This is a genomic window from Streptomyces sp. NRRL F-2580, assembly GCF_000720115.1.
In the GTDB taxonomy this organism is placed as follows: domain Bacteria; phylum Actinomycetota; class Actinomycetes; order Streptomycetales; family Streptomycetaceae; genus Streptomyces.
On record NZ_JOIR01000005.1, the window covers coordinates 239186 to 259641 of the forward strand.

At 71.5% G+C, this 20456-nt stretch carries 19 protein-coding genes; 15 read left to right on the forward strand and 4 right to left on the reverse strand.

Features of this window, described 5'->3' with window-relative positions; genetic code table 11:
- The first annotated feature begins 213 nt into the window (after positions 1–213).
- Together IF88_RS0107135 and IF88_RS0107140 are read left to right on the forward strand one after the other, a co-directional pair.
- Complete coding sequence (locus tag IF88_RS0107135; RefSeq protein ID WP_158754308.1) at positions 214–1107, forward strand: hypothetical protein; 894 nt, start codon at positions 214–216, stop codon at positions 1105–1107.
- Entirely contained in the window at positions 1107–1322 is a 216-nt protein-coding gene (locus tag IF88_RS0107140; protein WP_158754310.1) for a hypothetical protein, read from the forward strand. Before IF88_RS0107135 ends, IF88_RS0107140 begins: the two co-directional genes overlap by 1 nt.
- Here IF88_RS0107140 and IF88_RS0107145 read toward each other — a convergent pair.
- Complete coding sequence (locus tag IF88_RS0107145) at positions 1306–2007, reverse strand: nitroreductase family protein (RefSeq protein WP_030708404.1); 702 nt, start codon at positions 2005–2007, stop codon at positions 1306–1308. The two genes, IF88_RS0107140 and IF88_RS0107145, sit on opposite strands and share 17 nt — an antisense overlap.
- 109 nt (positions 2008–2116) lie before the next feature.
- Here IF88_RS0107145 and IF88_RS49310 point away from each other — a divergent pair, with 109 nt between their 5' ends.
- Together IF88_RS49310 and IF88_RS0107155 are read left to right on the forward strand one after the other, a co-directional pair.
- Positions 2117–2323, forward strand: coding sequence for an SMI1/KNR4 family protein (locus IF88_RS49310; RefSeq protein ID WP_030708405.1), 207 nt, complete (start codon positions 2117–2119; stop codon positions 2321–2323).
- Positions 2320–2862: a GNAT family N-acetyltransferase gene (locus IF88_RS0107155; RefSeq protein ID WP_030708406.1), complete on the forward strand. Its 543-nt coding sequence runs from the start codon at positions 2320–2322 to the stop codon at positions 2860–2862. The genes IF88_RS49310 and IF88_RS0107155 overlap by 4 nt, the downstream gene beginning before the upstream one ends.
- A gap of 66 nt (positions 2863–2928) precedes the next feature.
- Here IF88_RS0107155 and IF88_RS0107160 read toward each other — a convergent pair whose 3' ends face one another.
- Positions 2929–4959 carry a phosphocholine-specific phospholipase C gene (locus tag IF88_RS0107160; protein ID WP_030708407.1) on the reverse strand — a complete coding sequence of 677 codons (2031 nt, stop codon included), beginning with the start codon at positions 4957–4959 and terminating at the stop codon, positions 2929–2931.
- Positions 4960–5687: 728 nt separating this feature from the next.
- Between IF88_RS0107160 and IF88_RS48995 the strand changes: the two genes are divergently transcribed.
- From IF88_RS48995 to IF88_RS0107175, 3 genes are all read left to right on the forward strand, one after another.
- Positions 5688–5816, forward strand: coding sequence for a hypothetical protein (locus tag IF88_RS48995; protein ID WP_107050491.1), 129 nt, complete (start codon positions 5688–5690; stop codon positions 5814–5816).
- 78 nt (positions 5817–5894) lie between these two features.
- Positions 5895–6935 carry a 3-isopropylmalate dehydrogenase gene (locus tag IF88_RS0107170; protein WP_030708408.1) on the forward strand — a complete coding sequence of 347 codons (1041 nt, stop codon included), beginning with the start codon at positions 5895–5897 and terminating at the stop codon, positions 6933–6935.
- Between the two features lie 229 nt (positions 6936–7164).
- Positions 7165–8250: a branched-chain amino acid aminotransferase gene (locus tag IF88_RS0107175; protein ID WP_030708409.1), complete on the forward strand. Its 1086-nt coding sequence runs from the start codon at positions 7165–7167 to the stop codon at positions 8248–8250.
- 96 nt (positions 8251–8346) lie between these two features.
- On the opposite strand, the gene IF88_RS0107180 is transcribed toward IF88_RS0107175, so the two are convergent.
- Positions 8347–9774 carry a cytosine permease gene (locus tag IF88_RS0107180; RefSeq protein WP_030708411.1) on the reverse strand — a complete coding sequence of 476 codons (1428 nt, stop codon included), beginning with the start codon at positions 9772–9774 and terminating at the stop codon, positions 8347–8349.
- Positions 9775–9929: 155 nt separating this feature from the next.
- Between IF88_RS0107180 and ureA the strand changes: the two genes are divergently transcribed.
- The 6 genes from ureA to IF88_RS0107210 all read left to right on the forward strand — a co-directional run bounded on the left by ureA (position 9930) and on the right by IF88_RS0107210 (position 17534).
- Positions 9930–10703 (forward strand): urease subunit gamma, encoded by a 774-nt coding sequence (gene ureA, locus IF88_RS0107185; RefSeq protein WP_051836557.1) that lies wholly within the window; start codon positions 9930–9932, stop codon positions 10701–10703.
- 56 nt (positions 10704–10759) lie between these two features.
- Entirely contained in the window at positions 10760–12442 is a 1683-nt protein-coding gene (locus tag IF88_RS0107190; RefSeq protein ID WP_030708415.1) for an urease subunit alpha, read from the forward strand.
- Between the two features lie 33 nt (positions 12443–12475).
- Positions 12476–13522: an agmatine deiminase family protein gene (locus IF88_RS0107195; protein WP_051836559.1), complete on the forward strand. Its 1047-nt coding sequence runs from the start codon at positions 12476–12478 to the stop codon at positions 13520–13522.
- Positions 13523–13551: 29 nt separating this feature from the next.
- Positions 13552–14172 (forward strand): TetR/AcrR family transcriptional regulator, encoded by a 621-nt coding sequence (locus IF88_RS0107200; RefSeq protein WP_030708419.1) that lies wholly within the window; start codon positions 13552–13554, stop codon positions 14170–14172.
- Between the two features lie 312 nt (positions 14173–14484).
- Positions 14485–16113, forward strand: a complete 1629-nt coding sequence (gene cimA / locus IF88_RS0107205; RefSeq protein WP_030708421.1) for a citramalate synthase — start codon at positions 14485–14487, stop codon at positions 16111–16113.
- A gap of 62 nt (positions 16114–16175) precedes the next feature.
- On the forward strand, positions 16176–17534 hold the full coding sequence (locus IF88_RS0107210; protein WP_030708423.1) for a hypothetical protein: 1359 nt from the start codon (positions 16176–16178) through the stop codon (positions 17532–17534).
- A 35-nt stretch (positions 17535–17569) separates the two neighbouring features.
- Here the strand turns inward: IF88_RS0107210 and IF88_RS0107215 are convergent, their stop codons facing one another.
- Positions 17570–18193: a YceI family protein gene (locus IF88_RS0107215; RefSeq protein ID WP_030708425.1), complete on the reverse strand. Its 624-nt coding sequence runs from the start codon at positions 18191–18193 to the stop codon at positions 17570–17572.
- A gap of 279 nt (positions 18194–18472) precedes the next feature.
- Here IF88_RS0107215 and IF88_RS0107220 point away from each other — a divergent pair, with 279 nt between their 5' ends.
- Together IF88_RS0107220 and IF88_RS0107225 are read left to right on the forward strand one after the other, a co-directional pair.
- The gene (locus IF88_RS0107220; protein WP_030708430.1) at positions 18473–20056 is read left to right on the forward strand and encodes an acyl-CoA carboxylase subunit beta; all 1584 of its coding nucleotides are present in this window, start codon (positions 18473–18475) and stop codon (positions 20054–20056) included.
- A 23-nt stretch (positions 20057–20079) separates the two neighbouring features.
- Entirely contained in the window at positions 20080–20280 is a 201-nt protein-coding gene (locus IF88_RS0107225; RefSeq protein WP_030708431.1) for an acyl-CoA carboxylase subunit epsilon, read from the forward strand.
- Positions 20281–20456: the final 176 nt, after the last annotated feature.

Consider the following 20456-nt stretch of genomic DNA (forward strand, 5'->3'; position numbering starts at 1 on the left):
CAAGTCCGGAGCGGGGGCGGTTTCCATTTCCCCGCCGGAAAACTGCTGCTAGCCTGGCTGCAGTTGTCGGGTACGGCGACCAGCTCCGCTACCCGGGCCCGGTGACCCGGGGGAGCCAAGGGCTCTACCGAGTTCCCGTACGGGGTGGGACAGACCGCTGGGAGATACGCAACCTCTATGCGCCCGTACCGGGACCGGCGCCCGGGGAGACGTATGTCCAGGCGTACAGACAACCACCACCGTGCCGCGACCATCTGCCGCGCGGCCACCGGACTGCCGCACCGTATGTGCCTCGGCTGGGCCGAAGCGGGGCTGATCGACTACCGCCAACCGGTCCCGGACGCCGAAGACGAGGGGCAGCGCCTCCTTGAGTCGCTCCTGGTGGCCGAGCTGGCCGACGGGCTCCGGGAGGGGGACCTCCGCGACGGGGCGCTCTTCGGCTTCACCTCCGCCCGGCCCGGCCGGGGCGCCCTGGCTCTCGGGCTGCACCCGGCCATGGCCGATCCGGTCCTCGCCACTGTGCTGCCGCGCATCGACCAGCACTACGGCGGACTCCGCGGAGTGCCGGGCCTACGCATCGTCCCGACGGGGCGTAACTGGGCACTGATCCACCTGCCGGGCCGGGCCGCCGTCCATCTGGTGCACCCCGACCCGGACTGGCGCCCGGTGCTGCCGGAGCACGGCGACGGGCTGACGCAGCTGTGGCGGCGCAACCGCCACCGCCTGCACCCCGCCGAGGCGACGGACCTGCGGGAGCGCGCCGGCGCGGGGGCCGATCCCGGATCGGCCGCGGCCCAGGACTGGCTGAACAGCAGGCTCCTGAGACGGCCACGACTGCTGGGCGCGGCCGGTGCCGCCCACGGATCGGCGAACGTGTACACCCACGGTGGCGGGGACCTGGTCGTCGAGTGGTGCTGCGCCGTGGAACGGGACGAACTCGAACGGAGGCTGCGCCGGAGCGGTCTGGCGCAGCGGCCGGCCCGGGTCCCCGAGCGGCTGCGGGACCAGCCGTGGTTCCCCGGCGAGATCGCCATGGGCGGAGCCTTCGTCACCCTGCGGCGGGGGCCCTGCTACGCCCCGGATGCCTCGGCGCGGAGGTACGGGTGATGCTGACCGCGGCGATCGTGACGGCGGCCGTGCTCGGGGTGAGCAAGGTGGTGCGGGACTGGCTCATCCTGCGGCAGGTGCGGGCGGCCATGGACGCGGGGACGTCGGAGGACCGGGTGCGGATCGGGATGCGGCTCGCGGAAGCCCTCGGCGGCGGGCGGTCCGGGCCGTCCCCGGATCCGCCCGCCGGGGAGGTCGTCACACCTCCACGATGACCTGGTCCAGGGACTTGCGGACGAGATCCGGGACCTCGCAGTCGTCCGCCGGGTAGCCGACCGGGATGACCGCGAAGGCCTTCTCGTTCTCCGGGCGGTTCAGGACGTGGCTCAGGAAGCGCATCGGGCTGGGGGTGTGGATCAGTGCGGCGAGGCCCGACAGGTGGAGGGCGGACAGGAGTATGCCGACCGCGATGCCGACCGACTCGTCGACGTAGTAGTGCTTGTGCTTCGTGCCGTCCGGGCCGAGCCAGTGGCGCTGCTGGAAGACCACGATCAGCGCCGGGGCGTCGGTGAGGTGCGTCTTGACGGCGTCGGTGCCGAGCGGGCGCAGGGCGGCGAGCCATTCGTCGCCGAGGCGGCCGTCGTAGGACAGCTGCTCCTCCTGCTCGGCGGCCGCGCGGATCTGCTGCCGTACGGCCGGGTCCTTGACCAGGACGAAGGTCCACGGCTGCTGGTGCGCCCCGGAGGGGGCGGTCGCCGCGCAGGCGATGGCGTCCCGGACGACCTGTTCGGGCACCTGGTCGGGGGAGAAGTGGCGTACGGTCCGCCGCTCGTCCATGCGGGCCCGCAACTCGGCGGCCCGCGCGAGCGATTCGCCGCTCGCCATCCGCTCGGTCCGGTAGGGGGCGGGACGGTACGGCTGGCCGTGGATCGGGGTCCACTGCTGGGTATCGGGCGACATGCGGCGAGTCTGCCGAGGCAATGGTCCAGACCGCCAGAGCGGCGTCGGCCGATTCCGGCCGGTGGACGGCGTCCAGCGTCCGCAATGCGGTCCTTGGTACGGTCGCGGGATGAGTGACGAGGGCGCGGAGGCCGTACGGGCGCGGCTGCGCGCGAAGGTCCTCCGGTACGAGCCGGCCGCCCGGCTCCCGGAGACGGAGGTCCGGGCCTTCGAGGTGGAGCACGGCATCCGACTGCCCGAGGAGTACCGGAGCTTCGTCACGACGGTCGGCGACGGCCCCGCCGGCCCCGAGTACGGGCTGTGGCCGGAGAAGTGACGGACGTGCGCGTCGCACACACCGCCGGGCTGACCGGCGACGAGCTCCGCGAGGTGCGGGCCCTGCTCGACGAGGCCTTCGAAGGGGACTTCGGCGGGGAGGACTTCGAGCACGCGCTCGGCGGGATGCACGTGCTGGTCCGGGACGCGGGCGGCCTGCTCGTCGCGCACGGCAGCGTGGTGCAGCGCCGGGTCGTGCACGGCGGGCGGGCCCTGCGGACCGGGTACGTGGAGGCCGTCGCCGTACGGGCCGGCTCGCGGCGGCGGGGCCTCGGCGGGAAGGTCATGGCCGAGCTCGAACGGATCGTCGCGCGGGCCTACGTACTGGGCGCGCTGTCGGCGTCGGAGGAGGGGGCCGGGCTCTACCTCGGCCGTGGCTGGTCGGTGTGGCCGGGCCGGATCGGGGCGCTGTCGCCCGACGGGCCGGTGCCCCTCCCCGAGGAGGAGGGGTCGACGTACGTGTGGGTGCCGCCCGGCGGGATCCGGCTGGACCCGGCCGGGCGGCTGGACTTCGACTGGCGGGACGGGGACGTGCTCTAGCGGGCAGCGGGCAGCGGGCAGCGGGCAGCGGGCAGCGGTCAGCAGGCAGGGGTCAGCGGTCAGCGGTCACGAGCCCGAGATGCTGGGCGCCCCCGTCTCGATGTGGCCCGTGTAGCGGCGCGACCAGGTGCCGTCGGAGTCGGCCAGGATCGTGAAGTCGTACCAGCCGTTGCTGTAGGCCACGGCGTTGAAGTAGTCCTCGCGCGAGGAATTCGCGGGGACGGTGTAGGTCCAGGGGCCGTCCGTGCGGTAGGCGTTCGAGCGGATCGTGAAGGTGATGGGGGAGGCGGAGGAGTTCGTCATCTTGAAGTAGACCGCCGTCTTGCCGGTCCCCGGCTCCACCGCGAAGCGGGCCGCGACCTCGATGTCCTTGCCCGCCTTCGAGGCGTCGCCGATGAAGCGGCGCAGGAAGCGGTTCGGCCCGTACATCGAGATGTCGTACTTGCCCGAGCCGTGGCCGAGGCCGATGTTGAAGTAGTCGCTGCCGGTGGCGCCCGGGTCGACCGTGTACTGCCAGGCCGCCGTGTCCCGGTGCTGGTGCGGGTGGATGGAGAAGTGCGCGGGCCGCTTCGCCTCCGCGCCCTGGTTGGTCATCGAGAACCAGGCCAGGATCTTGCCGGCCGCCCCGAACTCGAAGCGGTCCAGGTTCCCGTTCACCTGGTACGGAAGGGCCCGCGCCGGGCGTGTGCCGGGCTCCTGCGCGGGGAGGGCGTTGTCCTGCGGCGCAGGGTTGGGCAGCGGGCCGCAGGTCGACTGCCCGATGACCTTGGCGGTGGACGGGAGGCCGGCCGGGACCCCGTAGACCGGGTGCGCGAAGTCGAAGACGCCGGTCAGGTCGCCGACCACCTTCCGGCGCCACGCGCTGATGTTCGGACAGGTGGCCGGGGTGCCGAGGGCGGCCGTCCACTGCTCCATGAACCGCAGGACGGAGGTGTGGTCGAAGACCTCCGAGCTCACCCAGCCGCCGCGGGTCCACGGGGACATCACGATCATCGGGACGCGGAACCCGAGCCCGATCGGGACGCCGTCCAGGTACTCGCCGGGGGTGCCGGGCGGGGCGATGGGCGGGGGCACGTGGTCGAAGAAGCCGTCGTTCTCGTCGTAGTTGAGGAAGAGGACGCTGGAGTCGAAGACCTCGGGGTTCGCGGCCAGGGCGCGGTAGACGAGGTCGACGAAGTGCGCGCCGTCGCCGGGCGGGGCGTACGGGTGCTCCGAGAAGGCCTCGTTGGCGACGACCCAGGACACCTGGGGGAGGGTGCCCGCGACGACGTCGGCGCGGATCGCGGCCGCGATGTCGTCCGGGGTGGAGCCGGTGACCTTGGGGACCGAGCCCATGCCCCGGTCCCACAGCGGGTTGCCGGGGGCCGCGTCCGTGAACTTCTTGAAGTAGGCGAGGCCGTTGTCCCCGTAGTTGTCCTGGGCGTTCTGGTAGACCTTCCAGCTCACGCCGGCCCGCTGGAGGGCCTCCGCGTACGTCTCCCAGGTCAGCCCGGACTCGTCGCCGCCGTCCTTGCTGGAGGCGTCGACCTTGCCGCTCCACAGGAAGGTGCGGTTGGGGCCGGTGGCGCTGAGGGTGGAGCAGAAGTAGGCGTCGCAGATCGTGTAGTTGTCGGCGAGACCGTAGTGGAAGGGGATGTCCCCCCGGTCCAGGTACCCGAGGGTGCGGGTGTTGCCCACGCCGGTGACCCAGTTGTCCATCCGGCCCTTGTTCCAGGCCGCGTGCTGCGAGGTCCAGCTGTGCGGGAGGTCGCCGTTGCACTGGGCCAGGGTCTCGCCGTCGACGCCGCCGGCCGGCGGGGTGGAGCTGAGCTTCCACGGGTACTGGCGGCCGCCCCAGTTGGGCTGGCTGAACATGCCCCAGCCGCCCGGGATGTTGCCGGCGGCGCGGTCGCCGAACCCGCGGACGCCCTTCAGCCTGCCGAAGTAGTGGTCGAAGCTGCGGTTCTCCTGCATGAGGATCACCACGTGCTTCACGTCGGTGATGGTGCCGGTCGCGGCGGCCGCGGCCGCCGTCGTCGGCAGGGCCGCGGGCAGGGCGGCCCCCGCCATCAGCCCGGCGCCGATTCCCACGAAACCCCTGCGGCTGATCGGTGTCACTGGCCCCTCGCCTCCAACTCAAGTGCCCCGCCGGCACATTGACGGCAAGAGTGACGGGGGTCGGCTCAAAGGTCTACATCCGTGCGGTAAGAGTTCGGTGAACTTCCGGGTGGCTGGAATCGATCGGTGGTCCGCGCGGGCCTCCTGCCTGGAATGTCCCAGCGGAGCAGGTCTCCGGAGCCTCCGTGGCGCCTTCCGGCTCGTCCCGCAGATTGGTGTGACCGCGAACCAATGCCCTTTCGGGTCCGGCGGCGGTCGCCGGGTGGGCCGGCCGGGCCGGCGTCGTGTCCGTCGCTCCGGCGGATCTCGCCGCCGAGACCGGGAAGGCCCTGCGGATCACCCGTTCGGCTCCCCGGAGGCCGGTGCGGAGATCCCTGCGGAGGGTGGGATGCGTCACTGCGCCGGACCCGGTATCGGGCCTCGCCATCAGGCCTCTGACCTGGGGAAACATGCCTCGGAAAGGTCTGAAGCGGACCCTCTCGGCGGTGCCTTCCGGGGGGTTCCGCGTCTCAGATAGTAGGAAGTCCGAGTAATTGCCGAGACATACAGCGGGACCTGGCCTAGCTTTGTAGGAGCCGAACGTCTCGCCGATCCGGCGAATGGCGGTCGAGAGCGCGCGCCCCTGGCAGGCAACCCCTGCGGCGCACTGCTCCCCGCCTCTTCCGGCGCCTTGAAGGAACCCCTCATCCGTGGCCCCGCCACGCCGTGATCTCAAGGAGTCGATCACCATGACCGCAACCACCGCCGCCCGCCGCGTCCGCCACACCTCCGCCTCGGCCGACGACCGCAAGAACGCCGCCGCCGCCCTCCAGCGCGCCCTCGACCGCCGTGACAACGGCGGATCGACCGGCCACTGAGCCATCCGCGCGGACATATTGCGTCCACATGATGGACGCAATATGTCTGAGGGCTGGGACAGGGAGTACGGTTTCGCCATGTCGACCAGCATCAATCTCGCAGTGATCCCCGGTGATGGCATCGGCCAGGAAGTCGTGGCTCAGGGACTCAAGGTCCTTACCGCGGTCCTGCCCCAGGATGTGAAGCTGGAGACCAAGCAGTACGACCTCGGCGCCCAGCGCTGGCACCGCACCGGTGAGACCCTCCCGGACGCCGAGCTCGAAGCCCTCAAGCACCACGACGCGATCCTCCTCGGCGCCATCGGCGACCCGTCGGTCCCGTCCGGCGTGCTGGAGCGCGGTCTGCTGCTGAAGCTGCGCTTCGCGTTCGACCACTTCATCAACCTGCGCCCGTCGAAGCTGTTCCCCAACACGGCCACCCCGCTCGCCGGCCGTCCGGACATCGACTTCGTCGTGGTCCGCGAGGGCACCGAGGGTCCCTACACCGGCAACGGCGGCAGCCTGCGCACCGGCACCCCCGCCGAGGTGGCCACCGAGGTCAGCCTGAACACGGCGTACGGCGTGGAGCGCGTGGTCCGCGACGCGTACGAGCGGGCCAACTCCCGCCCCCGCAAGAAGCTGACGCTGGTCCACAAGAACAACGTCCTCGTCTACGCCGGTCACCTGTGGAAGAACATCTTCGACAAGGTCGGCCAGGAGTACCCCGGGGTCACCACCGACTACCTGCACGTCGACGCCGCGACGATCTTCTTCGTCACCCAGCCCGACCGCTTCGACGTGATCGTCACGGACAACCTCTTCGGTGACATCCTCACCGACCTGGCCGCCGCCGTGACCGGCGGAATCGGCCTCGCCGCCTCCGGGAACATCAACCCGACCGGCGCCTTCCCGTCCATGTTCGAGCCCGTCCACGGCTCGGCCCCGGACATCGCCGGCACCGGCAAGGCCGACCCGACCGCGACGATCCTCTCCGTCGCCCTCCTGCTGCGCCACCTCGGCTACGAGGCCCAGGCCACCCGCATCGAGGAGGCGGTCTCCGCCGACCTGGCGGAGCGCGACGGCACCTTCCGCTCCACCGACGCGATCGGCGACGCGCTCGCCGCTCGAGTAGCCGGCTGACCCGGCAGCCCCACCTCACGAAGGAAGCCGCCGGGTCACAATGGGACCTGGCGGCTTTTCCTGTGCGGCCCCGGGTGCCACCATCTCCCCTGGGCCGCAGTCCCCGCTTCTCCGCAGCTCCCTCGCGCGCGATAATCGAACGCGAGGCCGCGGAATGCGGGGAAGCTCGGACGTCCTAGTACGCCGTGAGCGCGGTCCGCCATACACAACCGGTGAAGGACAAGCACTCATGACGACGCCCACGATCGAGCTCAAGCCCTCCTCGAACCCGCTGTCCGATGCGGAGCGCGAGGCGATCCTGGCCAGCCCCGGCTTCGGCCGCCACTTCACCGACCACATGGTGACGATCAAGTGGACCGAGGGCCGTGGCTGGCACGATGCCGAGCTGGTCCCGTACGCGCCGCTCTCGATCGACCCCGCGAACATGACCCTGCACTACGCGCAGACGATCTTCGAGGGACTCAAGGCCTACCGTCAGCCCGACGGCACCGTGGCCACCTTCCGCCCCGAGGCCAACGCCGCCCGCTTCCAGGCCTCCGCCCGCCGCATGGCGATGCCGGAGCTGCCGGTCGAGCTGTTCATCGAGGCCTGCGACGCCCTCATCAGGCAGGACCGCGCCTGGGTGCCGGACTCCGGCGAGGCCTCGCTGTACCTGCGGCCCTTCATGTTCGCCTCCGAGGTCGGCCTGGGCGTCCGCCCGGCCAACGAGTTCCTCTTCATCGTCATCGCCTCGCCCGCCGGCGCGTACTTCCCCGGTGGCGTCAAGCCCGTCTCCGTCTGGCTGTCCGAGGACTACGTCCGCGCGGTCAAGGGCGGCACCGGCGCGGCCAAGACCGGCGGCAACTACGCGGCCTCGCTGGTCGCGCAGGCCCAGGCGGCCTCGCACGGCTGCGACCAGGTGGTCTGGCTCGACGCCGTCGAGCACCGCTGGATCGAGGAGATGGGCGGGATGAACCTGTACTTCGTGTACGGGGACCGCATCGTCACCCCGGAGCTCACCGGCTCGCTCCTTCCGGGCATCACCCGCGACTCCCTCCTCACCATCGCCCGCGACCTCGGCTACACCGCCGAGGAGGGCCGCCTGACCACCGAGGACTGGCAGCGCGACAACGCGAACGGCACCCTCACCGAGGTGTTCGCCTGCGGCACCGCCGCCGTCATCACCCCGGTCGGCTCCGTCAAGTCCGAGCGCGCCGACTGGACCCAGGGCGACGGCGAGCCCGGCGAGGTCACCATGCGGCTGCGCAAGGCGCTCCTGGAGCTCCAGACCGGCCACAGCGCCGACACCCACGGCTGGATGCACCCGCTGGGCTAGTCCCCGGCGCCCCGAACGGACCGAAGGCCCCCGCGCGATGCGCGGGGGCCTTCGGCCGTACCGGTGGGACGGGGGGAGAGGCGCGTGGTCGGCGCCTCAGTCGACCGCGACCGCTACCCGGCCGGCCGGATCGGCGGCCGGAGCCGCCTGCGGGCGGAGCGTCAGCGCGGTGTACACCGCGCCGCCGACCAGCCCCGACAGGATGAAACTGCAGTCCACCCCGCCGGTGAGGGCCAGCAGCGGGCCCTCGTACACCGGGGTCGACACGGCGGCCAGTCCCACGGCCGCGCCGGCCGCCCAGGAGGCGGTGGCGCGCAGGTTCCAGCCACCGCTGTACCAGTAGACGCCGCCGCGGGCCCGACGGTTGAACACCTGCAGGGCGTCGGGGTCGTACACCCCGCGGCAGCGCACGTAGCCGATGAGGGTGATGACGGCCCACGGGGTGCCGATCGCGGTCAGCAGCAGCACGAAGGAGGTCATCGCGGACTGCACGTCCCACTCGAAGGAGCCGAAGAAGACGAACGCGGTGGCGACGGCCGCGGCGACCAGGGTGGCGGTGGTGCGGGTGGCCTTGGGGACGATCGCGTCGAGGTCCAGGCCCATGGAGTAGAGCATCAGCCCGGCGTTGCCCACCGAGCCGGCCGCCGCGGCGACCAGCAGCGGGACCAGGTACCAGAACGGCGCGGTCTCCACGAGCGGCCCGGCGTAGTCCACCCCCGCCCTGGCGGCCAGCGCGGTGTACGTACCGAACAGCTGCGGTATCAGCAGGCCGATCAGCAGGCCGAAGGCGGTGGCCCAGAGCACCTTGCGGGAGCCGTGCCGGCGCGGGGAGATGTAGCGGGTGTAGTCGCCGAGCAGGGTGATGAAGGCGACGGGCCCGCTGAGCCCGGCGGCGACGGCGGCCAGCAGCCACGTCGGCCAGAAGGAGCCGAGCAGGTACGAGGTCTCCGGCGGGGCGGCGGTGGTGAAGTCCGGGGCGTAGGCGAGGAAGCCGACGGCCAGCAGGACCACCATGCCGATGGCGAGGACCTTGCTCATGCGCAGCAGCAGCCGGTAGCCGAAGACGGCCCCGACGACGGTACACGCGGCGAGCACCCCGTACATCGCCGCGCGCGAGACGCCGGTGTCGGGAAGTCCGGTGAGCCGCGAGAGGGCGCCCACCATCACGTCTCCGCCGATCCACAGGGTGAGGGCGGTGTAGCCGAGCGAGAGCAGCAGGCCCACTACCGAGCCCACGAGCCGGCCGCGGACGCCGAACTGCGCGCCGCTCGACGTGGAGAGGTTGGTCGCGGTGCGCAGGGAGACGAGCGCCAGCGGCGCGGTGAAGACGATACCGACGAGCGTGCCGGTCACGATGGCGGTGACCGAGGGCCACAGGCCCAGTCCGAAGGACGGCGGCAGCCAGCCGAAGACGATCACACCGAGGCAGAGGTTGGAGCCGAGGAGGATCGAGATCAGGTCACGGGGACCGCTCGTCCGCTCCTCCTCCGGGATGGTGTCGACTCCGCGCTGTTCGATGGGCATGGGGGACTCCCTTGGCAGGGCGGGGGGTGGTTCGCATTTGTTTGAGCGACACTCAATGTGACTCAGGCTCATGTCCCAGGTCAATGATTCCCTGCAACGAAATGAAGAGTTAGAGTGATGCTCTAACCCATCGACTCGAGAGGTGGTGGATCGGCGTGCGGCTGACTCCTACGGAGCGTGACCGACTGCTGCTCCGCGGCGCAGCGGAACTGGCCAGGGCTCGGCGGGCCCGGGGCCTGAAGCTCAACGTCCCGGAGGCCACCGCGCTGATCGCGGACACGGTCTGCGAGGCCGCGCGCGACGGCAAGCGGCTCGCGGAGGCCATCGAGGAGGCCCGCAGCGTGCTGGGCGCCGGCGATGTCCTGCCGGGCGTCGCCGACGTGGTCACCGAGGTGCACGTGGAGGCCGTCTTCGACGACGGATCCCGCCTCGCGGTGGTCTCGTCGCCCATCCGGGACGCGCAGCCGCTCGGCGACGACGCCCCGGGCGCGGTCGTGCCCGGCCCGGGCGCCCCCCAGCCGGAGCCGGTGGTGCACCTGCGCGTGCGCAACACCGCCCCCGTGCCGGTGAGCGTCACCTCCCACTTCCACTTCTTCGAGGCCAATCCGCGCCTCGACTTCGACCGCGCCGCGGCCTACGGCATGCGGCTGTGCGTGCCGGCGGGCTCGTCCGTACGGTTCGACCCGCACGGCGAGGGCGAGGTCGGCCTGGTCCCCATCGGCGGCGACCGCATCGCGATCGGCTTCGCGGGCCTGGTCGACGGCCCGCTGGACGCCCCCGGAGCCAAGGCGCTCGCGCTGGCCCGGGCCGAAGCGTGCGGCTACCTGGGAGCGTCCGCCGAGGACCCGGCCCCGGGTTCCCCCACCCCCCAGGCCGGACGGGCCGGACAGGCCGGCGGCACCGACCGAGCGGACGGAGCGCAGCCGTGAGCAGGCAGACCCCCCACAGCGATCACAGCGCACACTGCGCCCCCGGCAGCCGGCACATCGACCCGCACGAGTACGCCTCCGTCTTCGGCCCCCGCGCCGGGGACCGGGTCCGGCTCGGAGACTCCGGGCTGACCGTCCGGGTGGAGTCCGACGCGCAGAAGCCCGGTGACGAGTTCCTGGCCGGCTTCGGCAAGACGGCCCGTGACGGTCTGCACCTGAAGGCGGCCGCGGTCCGCGAGACCTGTGACGTGGTGATCAGCAACGTGCTGGTCATCGACGCGGTCCTGGGCATCCGCAAGGTGTCCATCGGCATCCGTGAAGGCCGGATCCACGCGATCGGCCGGGCCGGCAACCCGGACACCCTCGACGGGGTGGACGTCGTGGTCGGCACCGGCACGTCGATCGTCTCCGGCGAGGGGCTGATCGCCACCGCGGGCGCCGTGGACACCCACGTGCACCTGCTCTCCCCGCGGATCATGGAGGCCTCGCTCGCCGCGGGCGTCACCACGATCATCGGCCAGGAGTTCGGACCCGTCTGGGGCGTCGGCGTCAACTCCCCGTGGGCGCTGAAGCACGCCTTCAACGCCTTCGACGCCTGGCCCGTCAACATCGGCTTCCTCGCCCGAGGTTCGTCCTCGGACGCGGCTCCGCTGGTGGAGGCCCTGGCCGAGGGCGGCGCCTCCGGTTTCAAGGTGCACGAGGACATGGGCGCGCACACCCGCGCCCTGGACACCGCGCTGCGGGTGGCCGAGGAACACGACGTACAGGTCGCCCTGCACAGCGACGGTCTCAACGAGTGCCTTTCCGTCGAGGACACCCTGCGCGTTCTGGACGGCCGGACCATCCACGCCTTCCACATCGAGGGCTGCGGCGGCGGGCACGTTCCGAACGTCCTGAAGATGGCGGGCGTGCCGAACGTCATCGGCTCGTCCACCAACCCCACCCTGCCCTTCGGCCGGGACGCGGTCGCCGAGCACTACGGGATGATCGTCTCCGTCCACGACCTCAAGCCGGACCTGCCGGGCGACGCGGCCATGGCCCGTGACCGGATCCGTGCCGGAACGATGGGCGCCGAGGACGTGCTCCACGACCTCGGGGCGATCGGCATCACCTCCTCCGACGCCCAGGGCATGGGCCGCGCGGGCGAGACCATCCGCCGGACCTTCGCCATGGCCGCCAAGATGAAGGGCGAGCTCGGCCCCCTGGCCGGTGACGGCGAGGGCGACGACAACGCCCGCGTGCTGCGCTACATGGCCAAGCTGACGATCAACCCGGCCATCGCCCACGGCCTGGCCCACGAGATCGGCTCCATCGAGGTCGGCAAGCTCGCCGACGTCGTGCTCTGGCGCCCCCAGTTCTTCGGCGCCAAGCCCCAACTCGTCCTCAAGTCCGGCTTCCCGGCCTACGGCGTCACCGGCGACCCCAACGCCGCCACCGACACCTGCGAACCGCTGGTGCTGGGCCCGCAGTTCGGTTCGTACGGGGCCACCGCGGCCGACATCTCCGTCGCCTTCGTCTCCGCGGCGGCCGCCGCGCTCGGCTCCGACGAGATGCCGACCCGCCGGCGCCGCGTCGCCGTCCGCGGCACCCGCGGCATCGGCCCCAAGGACCTCCTCCTCAACTCCCGGGTGGGCGCGGTCGATGTGGACGCGCGCAGCGGGCTCGTCTCCCTCGACGGGGAACCGCTGCGCTCCGAAGCCGCCGAGTCGGTCTCCCTCAACCGCCTGTACTTCTTGTAAGAGCACAGCCTGTAAGCCGTTAGGACCCCTGCCATGACTGCACAGCCCGCCAAGCCCGTGAACGACGGCTTCCGGATGCCGGCCGAGTGGACGCCCCACGAGCGCACCTGGATGGCCTGGCCCAGCCCCAACCCGACCTTTACCAACGAGCAGGAGCTCGCCGAGGCCCGCGAGGCCTGGGGCGCCGTCGCCCGCGCGGTCCGCGCGTACGAGCCCGTGACCCTGGTCGTCTCGCCCGGCGACGCCGAGAGCGCCCGCGCGATCGTCGGCGACGACGTACAGCTGGTCGAGCAGGAGCTCGACGACGCCTGGATGCGCGACATCGGCCCGACCTTCGTCACCAACGACGCCGGCGAGATCGCGGCCGTCGACTGGACCTTCAACGGCTGGGGCGCCCAGGAGTGGGCCCGCTGGGACCACGACTCGAAGATCGCCCGGCACGTCTCGGACGTGGCCGGCACCCGTACGTACAGCACCGCGCTCGTCAACGAGGGCGGCGCCATCCACGTCGACGGCGAGGGCACCGTGCTCCTCACCGACACCGTGCAGCTGGGGGAGGGCCGCAACCCCGGCTGGACCCGCCGGCAGGTCGAGGCCGAGATCCACGCCCACCTCGGCACCACCAAGGCGATCTGGCTGCCGTACGGCCTGGCCGGTGACTACGGCACCTACGGCACCCAGGGCCACGTCGACATCGTCGCCGCCTTCGCCCGCCCCGGCGTCGTCATGGTCCACACCCAGCCCGACCCGGCCCACCCGGACCACGAGCGCTGCAAGACCATCGCCGCCGTCCTGCGCGCCTCCACCGACGCCCGGGGCCGGCAGCTGGAGGTCGTGGAGATCCCCGCGCCGACCGTGCTGGAGGAGGACGGGGAGTGGGTGGACTACTCGTACATCAACCACTACCTGTGCAACGGCGGCGTGGTGCTGTGCTCCTTCGACGACCCGCGCGACGAGGAAGCGGCGGAGATCTTCCGCGGACTGTTCCCCGAGCGGACCGTGACACTCGTTGACGCACGTACGATTTTCGCCGGGGGTGGCGGTATCCACTGCATCACCCAGCAGCAGCCGAAGGTCTGACCTTCGGGAAACGGACGAGGAGTGGGCCCATGGTGGCGGGTGGAGTACCGGTACGGGCGGCGCGCAAGAACGCGCCCCCGCGCGAGGACGTACTCGTCGCCGCCATGGCCACGATCGCCGAACGCGGCCTGGAAGGCCTGACCATGGCCGGTCTCGGCCGCGAGGTCGGCATGAGCAGCGGCCACCTCCTCTACTACTTCCGCAGCAAGGACGAGCTCCTGCTGCAGACCCTGGAGTGGAGCGAGGCGGCACTGGGCGGCGAGCGGCGGGCCCTGCTCTCCCGTCGCGGCCCGGTCGCCGAGCGCCTGCGCGCGTACGTCGACCTGTACGTGCCCACGCAGGCCCGCGACCCGCACTGGACGCTGTGGCTGGAGGTCTGGAACCGCTCCCAGAACGCCGGCCCCCAGGAGCGCGAGCGGCAGGCGGCCATCGAGGGAGCCTGGCACCGCGACCTGGTGGCACTGCTCGCCGAGGGCATCTCGCGCGGGGAGTTCCGCCCGGTGGACGCCGACCGCGTGGCGACCCGCATCCGCGCCCTGCTCGACGGATTCAGCATCCAGCTGGCGGTGGGTCTGCCGACGGTGGACCGGCAGGAGATCCTCGACCACGTCCGCGAGTTCCTCACCGAGGCACTCACCCCGACGAACTAGCCCCGCCGGCCCGGGTGCCCGCATGGTGAGATTGCTGTCCATCCGCGGCGAGCGGTGTGGCACACTGCCAGCGTGCCTGCTCAGCTCATGATTATCGCCAGCAGCGCGCCGGTCCCCAGTGGCCGCTGAACCGCGGAAGAACTTCGCGGAAGCGGCCACCGTGCCTCGGACCCGCGCGCAGACCTCTCGCTACCCGCGAGAGGTTTTTTCGTTTCCCGGACCATCCCTGCCGGGACCGGACCGCGCGCGATGATGGGGGCAGTGGATGCCGGGCATATCCGGAACCACTCATCCGACAGGAGTCAGATCAGCATGACGACGACACCAGAGGCGGCAACTGTGCGCTCAGGGGGCCTGGACGACAGCTTCCACGTCTTCGACACCACCCTGCGCGACGGCGCGCAGCGCGAGGGCATCAACCTCACGGTCGCCGACAAGCTGACGATCGCCCGGCACCTGGACGACTTCGGAGTGGGCTTCATCGAGGGCGGCTGGCCCGGCGCCAACCCCCGTGACACCGAGTTCTTCGCCCGCGCACGCGCCGAGATCGACTTCAGGAACGCCCAGCTGGTCGCCTTCGGCGCCACCCGGCGGGCGGGTGGCACGGCCGCCACGGACCCGCAGGTGCGGGCCCTGCTGGAGTCCGGCGCCCCCGTGATCACGCTCGTCGCCAAGTCCCACGACCGCCACGTCGAACTCGCCCTGCGCACCACCCTGGACGAGAACCTGGAGATGGTCCGGGACACCGTTTCCCACCTGGTCGGCCAGGGCCGCCGCGTCTTCGTGGACTGCGAGCACTTCTTCGACGGCTACCGGGCCAACGCCGAGTACGCGAAGGCCGTCGTCCGCACCGCCCACGAGGCCGGCGCCGACGTGGTCATCCTCTGCGACACCAACGGCGGCATGCTGCCCGCCCAGGTGACCGCCACCGTCGCCACCGTCCTCGCCGACACCGGCGCCCGCCTGGGCATCCACGCCCAGGACGACACCGGCTGCGCCGTCGCCAACACCCTGGCCGCCGTGGACGCGGGCGCGACGCACGTCCAGTGCACGGCCAACGGCTACGGGGAGCGCGTCGGCAACGCGAACCTCTTCCCCGTCGTCGCCGCCCTGGAGATCAAGTACGGGCGCAAGGTGCTCCCCGAGGGGGCGCTCGCCGAGATGACCCGGATCTCGCACGCCATCGCCGAGGTCGTGAACCTCACCCCCTCCACGCACCAGCCGTACGTCGGCGTCTCCGCCTTCGCGCACAAGGCGGGCCTGCACGCCTCGGCCATCAAGGTCGACCCGGACCTCTACCAGCACATCGACCCCGAGCGGGTCGGCAACACCATGCGGATGCTGGTCTCCGACATGGCCGGCCGCGCCTCCATCGAGCTCAAGGGCAAGGAGCTCGGCGTCGAGCTCGGCGGGGACCGCGCGCTGATCTCCCGCGTCGTGGAGCGGGTCAAGGAGCGGGAGCTCAAGGGCTACACGTACGAGGCCGCCGACGCCTCCTTCGAGCTGCTGCTGCGCGCCGAGGCCGAGGGCCGGGCCCGCAAGTACTTCCGCATCGAGTCCTGGCGGGCGATCGTCGAGGACCGCCCGGACGGCACCCACGCCAACGAGGCCACGGTCAAGCTGTGGGCGAAGGGCGAGCGGATCGTCGCGACGGCCGAGGGTAACGGTCCCGTCAACGCGCTGGACCGGGCGCTGCGGGTGGCGCTGGAGCGGTTCTACCCCCAGCTGGCCAAGTTCGAGCTGGTCGACTACAAGGTCCGCATCCTGGAGGGCACGCACGGCACGGAGTCCACGACCCGCGTGCTGGTCGCCACGACGGACGGCGTCCGCGAGTGGTCCACGGTCGGCGTCGCCCCGAACGTGATCGCCGCCTCCTGGCAGGCCCTGGAGGACGCGTTCACCTACGGCCTCCTGCACGCGGGCGTCGAACCGCCCGAGTAGGCCCGCGACAGTCTTATGTCCTGCTCACACAGGAAAGTCCGGGTTCGGGTAGCGTCGTCCGTATGAGGACCAGGCTTATATCCGTACGTCTTGGATCAGTGCTGGCCGGTCTGCTGCTGGGCCTGTCGGGGACGGCGCTCGCGGTCGCCCCGCAGGCTTCGGCGGCGACCGGGGTCGCCGCAGTGGGGGAGGCCCTCAAGGAGGGGCCCGTCTACGTGGACCCGGGGGCGCGGGCGCAGCTGTCGCAGGCCGAGGCCGACGCGCTCGCGAAGAAGATCAAGGACGCCGGGAAGCCGGTGTTCGTCGCCGTGCTGCCCGCGACGAGCGAGTTCCCCGCCGACAAGGTGTTCGGCGCCGTCCGGGCCGAGACCGGCATCACCGGGCTCTACGCGATCCGGCTCGGCGACGGCTTCAGCGCCCGCGCCGACCAGTCGGTCATGCCGGCCAACGCCGTGCGCAACCTGACCGACGCGGTGAAGGTGGGGACGCCCGACGCGGCGACCCAGCTCGACAACTTCGTCGACCAGGCCCTGAGCCAGGCCAAGGGCAGCGCCCCGGCCTCCTGGGGGACCGCGGGCGGCGAGGCCGGCGCTCCCGTCGGCGGGCTGATCACCCTCGGCGCGGTGGCCGTGATCGGCGGCGGCGGGGCGTACGCGCTGGTCCGCCGCAACCGGAAGAAGAAGGAAGAGGCCCGGCGCGAGGCCCTGGAGCGCCTCAGCGTGGTCGTCGACGAGGACATCACGGCCTTCGGCGAGGAGCTCGAACGGCTCGACTTCCATCCCGCCGAGCCCGGCGCCGACGACGCCATGCGCAAGGACTACGAGCAGGGGCTCGACTCGTACGACACGGCCAAGCAGATCATGGGCTCGGTGCAGTACCCCGAAGAGGTCAAGGGCGTGACCCAGGCCCTGGAGGACGGCCGGTACGCGCTGGCCTGCCTGGACGCGCGCCGGCAGGGGATGCCGGTGCCCGAGCGCCGCTCGCCCTGCTTCTTCGACCCGCGCCACGGGCCGAGCACCGAGGACGCCACCTGGGCTCCGGCCGGCGGAGCGGTCCGTACCGTGCCCGTCTGCACGGCGGACGCCGTGCGGCTGCGCGACGGCCTGGACCCGGCGGTCCGCACGGTCGACACCGAGCACGGGCCGCGGCCGTACTACGACGCCGGCCCGGCGTACGGTCCCTGGGCCGGAGGCTACTTCGGCGGCGGCATCCTGCCCGGCCTGCTGGTGGGCACGATGCTCGGTTCGATGATGTCCAGCCCGGCCTACGCCTCGGACCTCGGCGGCGGCATGGGCGGCGGCTTCGAGGGCGGGGACGTCTCCGGGGCCGACTTCAACCCGTCCGACTTCGGCGGCGGGGACTTCGGCGGCGGGGGCGGATTCGACGGGGGCGGCGGTTTCGACGGCGGGGGCGGCTTCTAGCCGCCGCCCCCGGGGGGTTCGCCGGATCCTGCCGGTCAGCCCTGCTTGATGGCCGAGATGTCGAAGGTCAGCTTCACCTTGTCGCTGACCATGACACCCCCGGCCTCCAGCGCGGCGTTCCAGGTGAGGCCCCAGTCGGAGCGCAGGATCTGGGCGGAGCCCTCGAAGCCGACGCGCTCGTTGCCGTAGACGTCCTTGGCGGACCCCGTGAACTCCAGGTCGATGGCGAGCGGCCGGGTGACGTCCTTGATCGTCAGCTCGCCGGTGATGCGGTAGGCGTCCCCGCCGAGCGCGCGCGCCTCGGTGGAGCGGAAGGTCATCAGCGGGAAGAGCTCGGCGTCGAAGAAGTCGCTGCCCAGCAGGTGGGCGTCGCGGTCGGCGATGCCGGTGCTCACCGACGGGATCTTGACGTCGATGGCGGCCGTGGAGCGGGCCGGGTCGGCGCCGTCCAGGTGCAGGGTGCCCTCGTGCTCGGCGAAGGAGCCGCGGACGTTGGTGACCATGGCGTGGCGGACGGTGAAGCCGATGCTGCTGTGGGCGGCGTCGATGACGTAGTCGCCGGTGAGGGCGGTGAGCACCGGGTCCACGTCCAGCGTGGTCGCGGCGGCGCCGACGTTCTGGTGGTCGGTGGTCTGGCTGCGGCGGGTGAAGAGACCCATGGCCTGCTCCTCGGTGGTGTCTGGGCGTTCTGCTCGATCAGAGAGTCTGTTGAATCTTCAACGACTTCAACGAGCACGACGCTAGACCCTTTCTGTTCAAATTTCAACATCTAGGCGGGGTGTCAGGTCATTTTGTGAAGATCCCACAATGGGCGGAGGTCCCGTCTGGCGGAGTCCCTACATCCTCCGGTCGTACTGTGCGGGCCACACAGCGGAAGACTCCCGAGACTGTGCGGAATGAACGGAGGTTTTTCATCGCGATCTTCGTAAGGTCGGTACATGACCGTTGTGGACCAGACCCCGAGCGAGCCGACGGACGCCCGCGGGCGCGTGGCCGAGCTGCACTCCCTGCGCGAGCAGGCGCGGCGCGGCCCCAGTGACCGTGCGACCGAGACCCAGCACGCCAAGGGCAAGCTGACCGCCCGCGAGCGCATCGCGCTGCTCCTCGACGAAGGTTCCTTCAAGGAGGTCGAGCAACTCCGCCGCCACCGGGCGACCGGGTTCGGCCTGGAGTCCAAGAAGCCCTACACCGACGGCGTCATCACCGGCTGGGGCACGGTCGAGGGCCGCACGGTCTTCGTCTACGCGCACGACTTCCGCATCTTCGGCGGCGCCCTGGGCGAGGCCCACGCCACGAAGATCCACAAGATCATGGACATGGCCATCGCGGCCGGCGCCCCGCTGGTCTCCCTGAACGACGGCGCCGGCGCCCGTATCCAGGAGGGCGTCTCCGCCCTCGCCGGTTACGGCGGCATCTTCCAGCGCAACACCAAGGCCTCGGGCGTCATCCCGCAGATCTCGGTCATGCTCGGTCCGTGCGCCGGCGGCGCCGCGTACTCCCCGGCCCTCACGGACTTCGTCTTCATGGTCAGGGACACCTCGCAGATGTTCATCACGGGCCCGGACGTCGTCCGTGCGGTGACCGGCGAGGAGATCACCCAGAACGGCCTCGGCGGCGCCGACGTGCACGCCGAGACCTCGGGCGTCGCGCACTTCGCGTACGACGACGAGGAGACCTGCATCTCCGAGGTCCGCTACCTCATCTCGATGCTGCCCTCCAACAACCGCGAGAACCCGCCCGTCCACGAGACGAGCGACCCCGCGGACCGCCGCAGCGAGGTCCTGCTCGACCTGGTGCCCGCCGACGGCAACCGCCCGTACGACATGCTCAAGGTCATCGAGGAGATCGTCGACGAGGGCGACGTCCTGGAGATCCACGAGCGCTGGGCCCGCAACATCATCTGCGCCCTGGCCCGGATGAACGGCCAGGTCGTCGGCATCGTCGCCAACCAGCCCGGCCACCTCGCCGGCGTCCTGGACATCGAGGCCTCCGAGAAGGCCGCGCGCTTCGTCCAGATGTGCGACGCCTTCAACATCCCGATCGTCACCCTGCTGGACGTCCCCGGCTTCCTGCCCGGCGTCGACCAGGAGCACGGCGGCATCATCCGCCACGGCGCCAAGCTGCTGTACGCGTACTGCAACGCCACCGTCCCGCGGATCTCGCTGATCCTGCGCAAGGCCTACGGCGGCGCGTACATCGTCATGGACTCCCAGTCCATCGGCGCCGACCTCACCTACGCCTGGCCCACCAACGAGATCGCCGTGATGGGCGCCGAAGGCGCCGCCAACGTCATCTTCCGCAAGCAGATCGCGGACGCCGAGGACCCCGAGGCCATGCGCGTCCGCATGGTCAAGGAGTACAAGGCCGAACTGATGCACCCGTACTACGCGGCCGAGCGCGGCCTCGTCGACGACGTCATCGACCCCGCCGAGACCCGCGAGGTCCTCGTGAGCGCCCTCGCGATGCTCCGCAACAAGCACGCCGATCTGCCGTCTCGCAAGCACGGCAACCCGCCGCAGTAACCGCGAAGGAGACCTGCCACCCCATGACCACCGCCACTGACACCCTGCTGCGCGTCGAGAAGGGCAACGCCGAGCCGGAGGAGCTGGCCGCGATCACCGCGATCCTGCTCGCCCGCGCCGCCGCCACCCCCGAGGAGACCGCGGTCCGCACGCCCCGCCAGGCCGGCTGGCGCCGTCTGGAGCGCACCCCGGGCTTCCGCGCCCCGCACAGCTGGCAGGGCTGAGCCCCGAGCCCGGCGCAAGGCCCCGCACCCCTTCCGGGTGCGGGGCCTCGCGCGTACCCAGGTTCGGCGCGCGGGGGCCGTCCCGTACGGCCGTGTCCGCGCGCGGGGGGTCCGTACGGCCCGGCCCGGACACGCCGAAGGCCCCCGCGTCGTACGACACGGGGGCCTTTCGGATG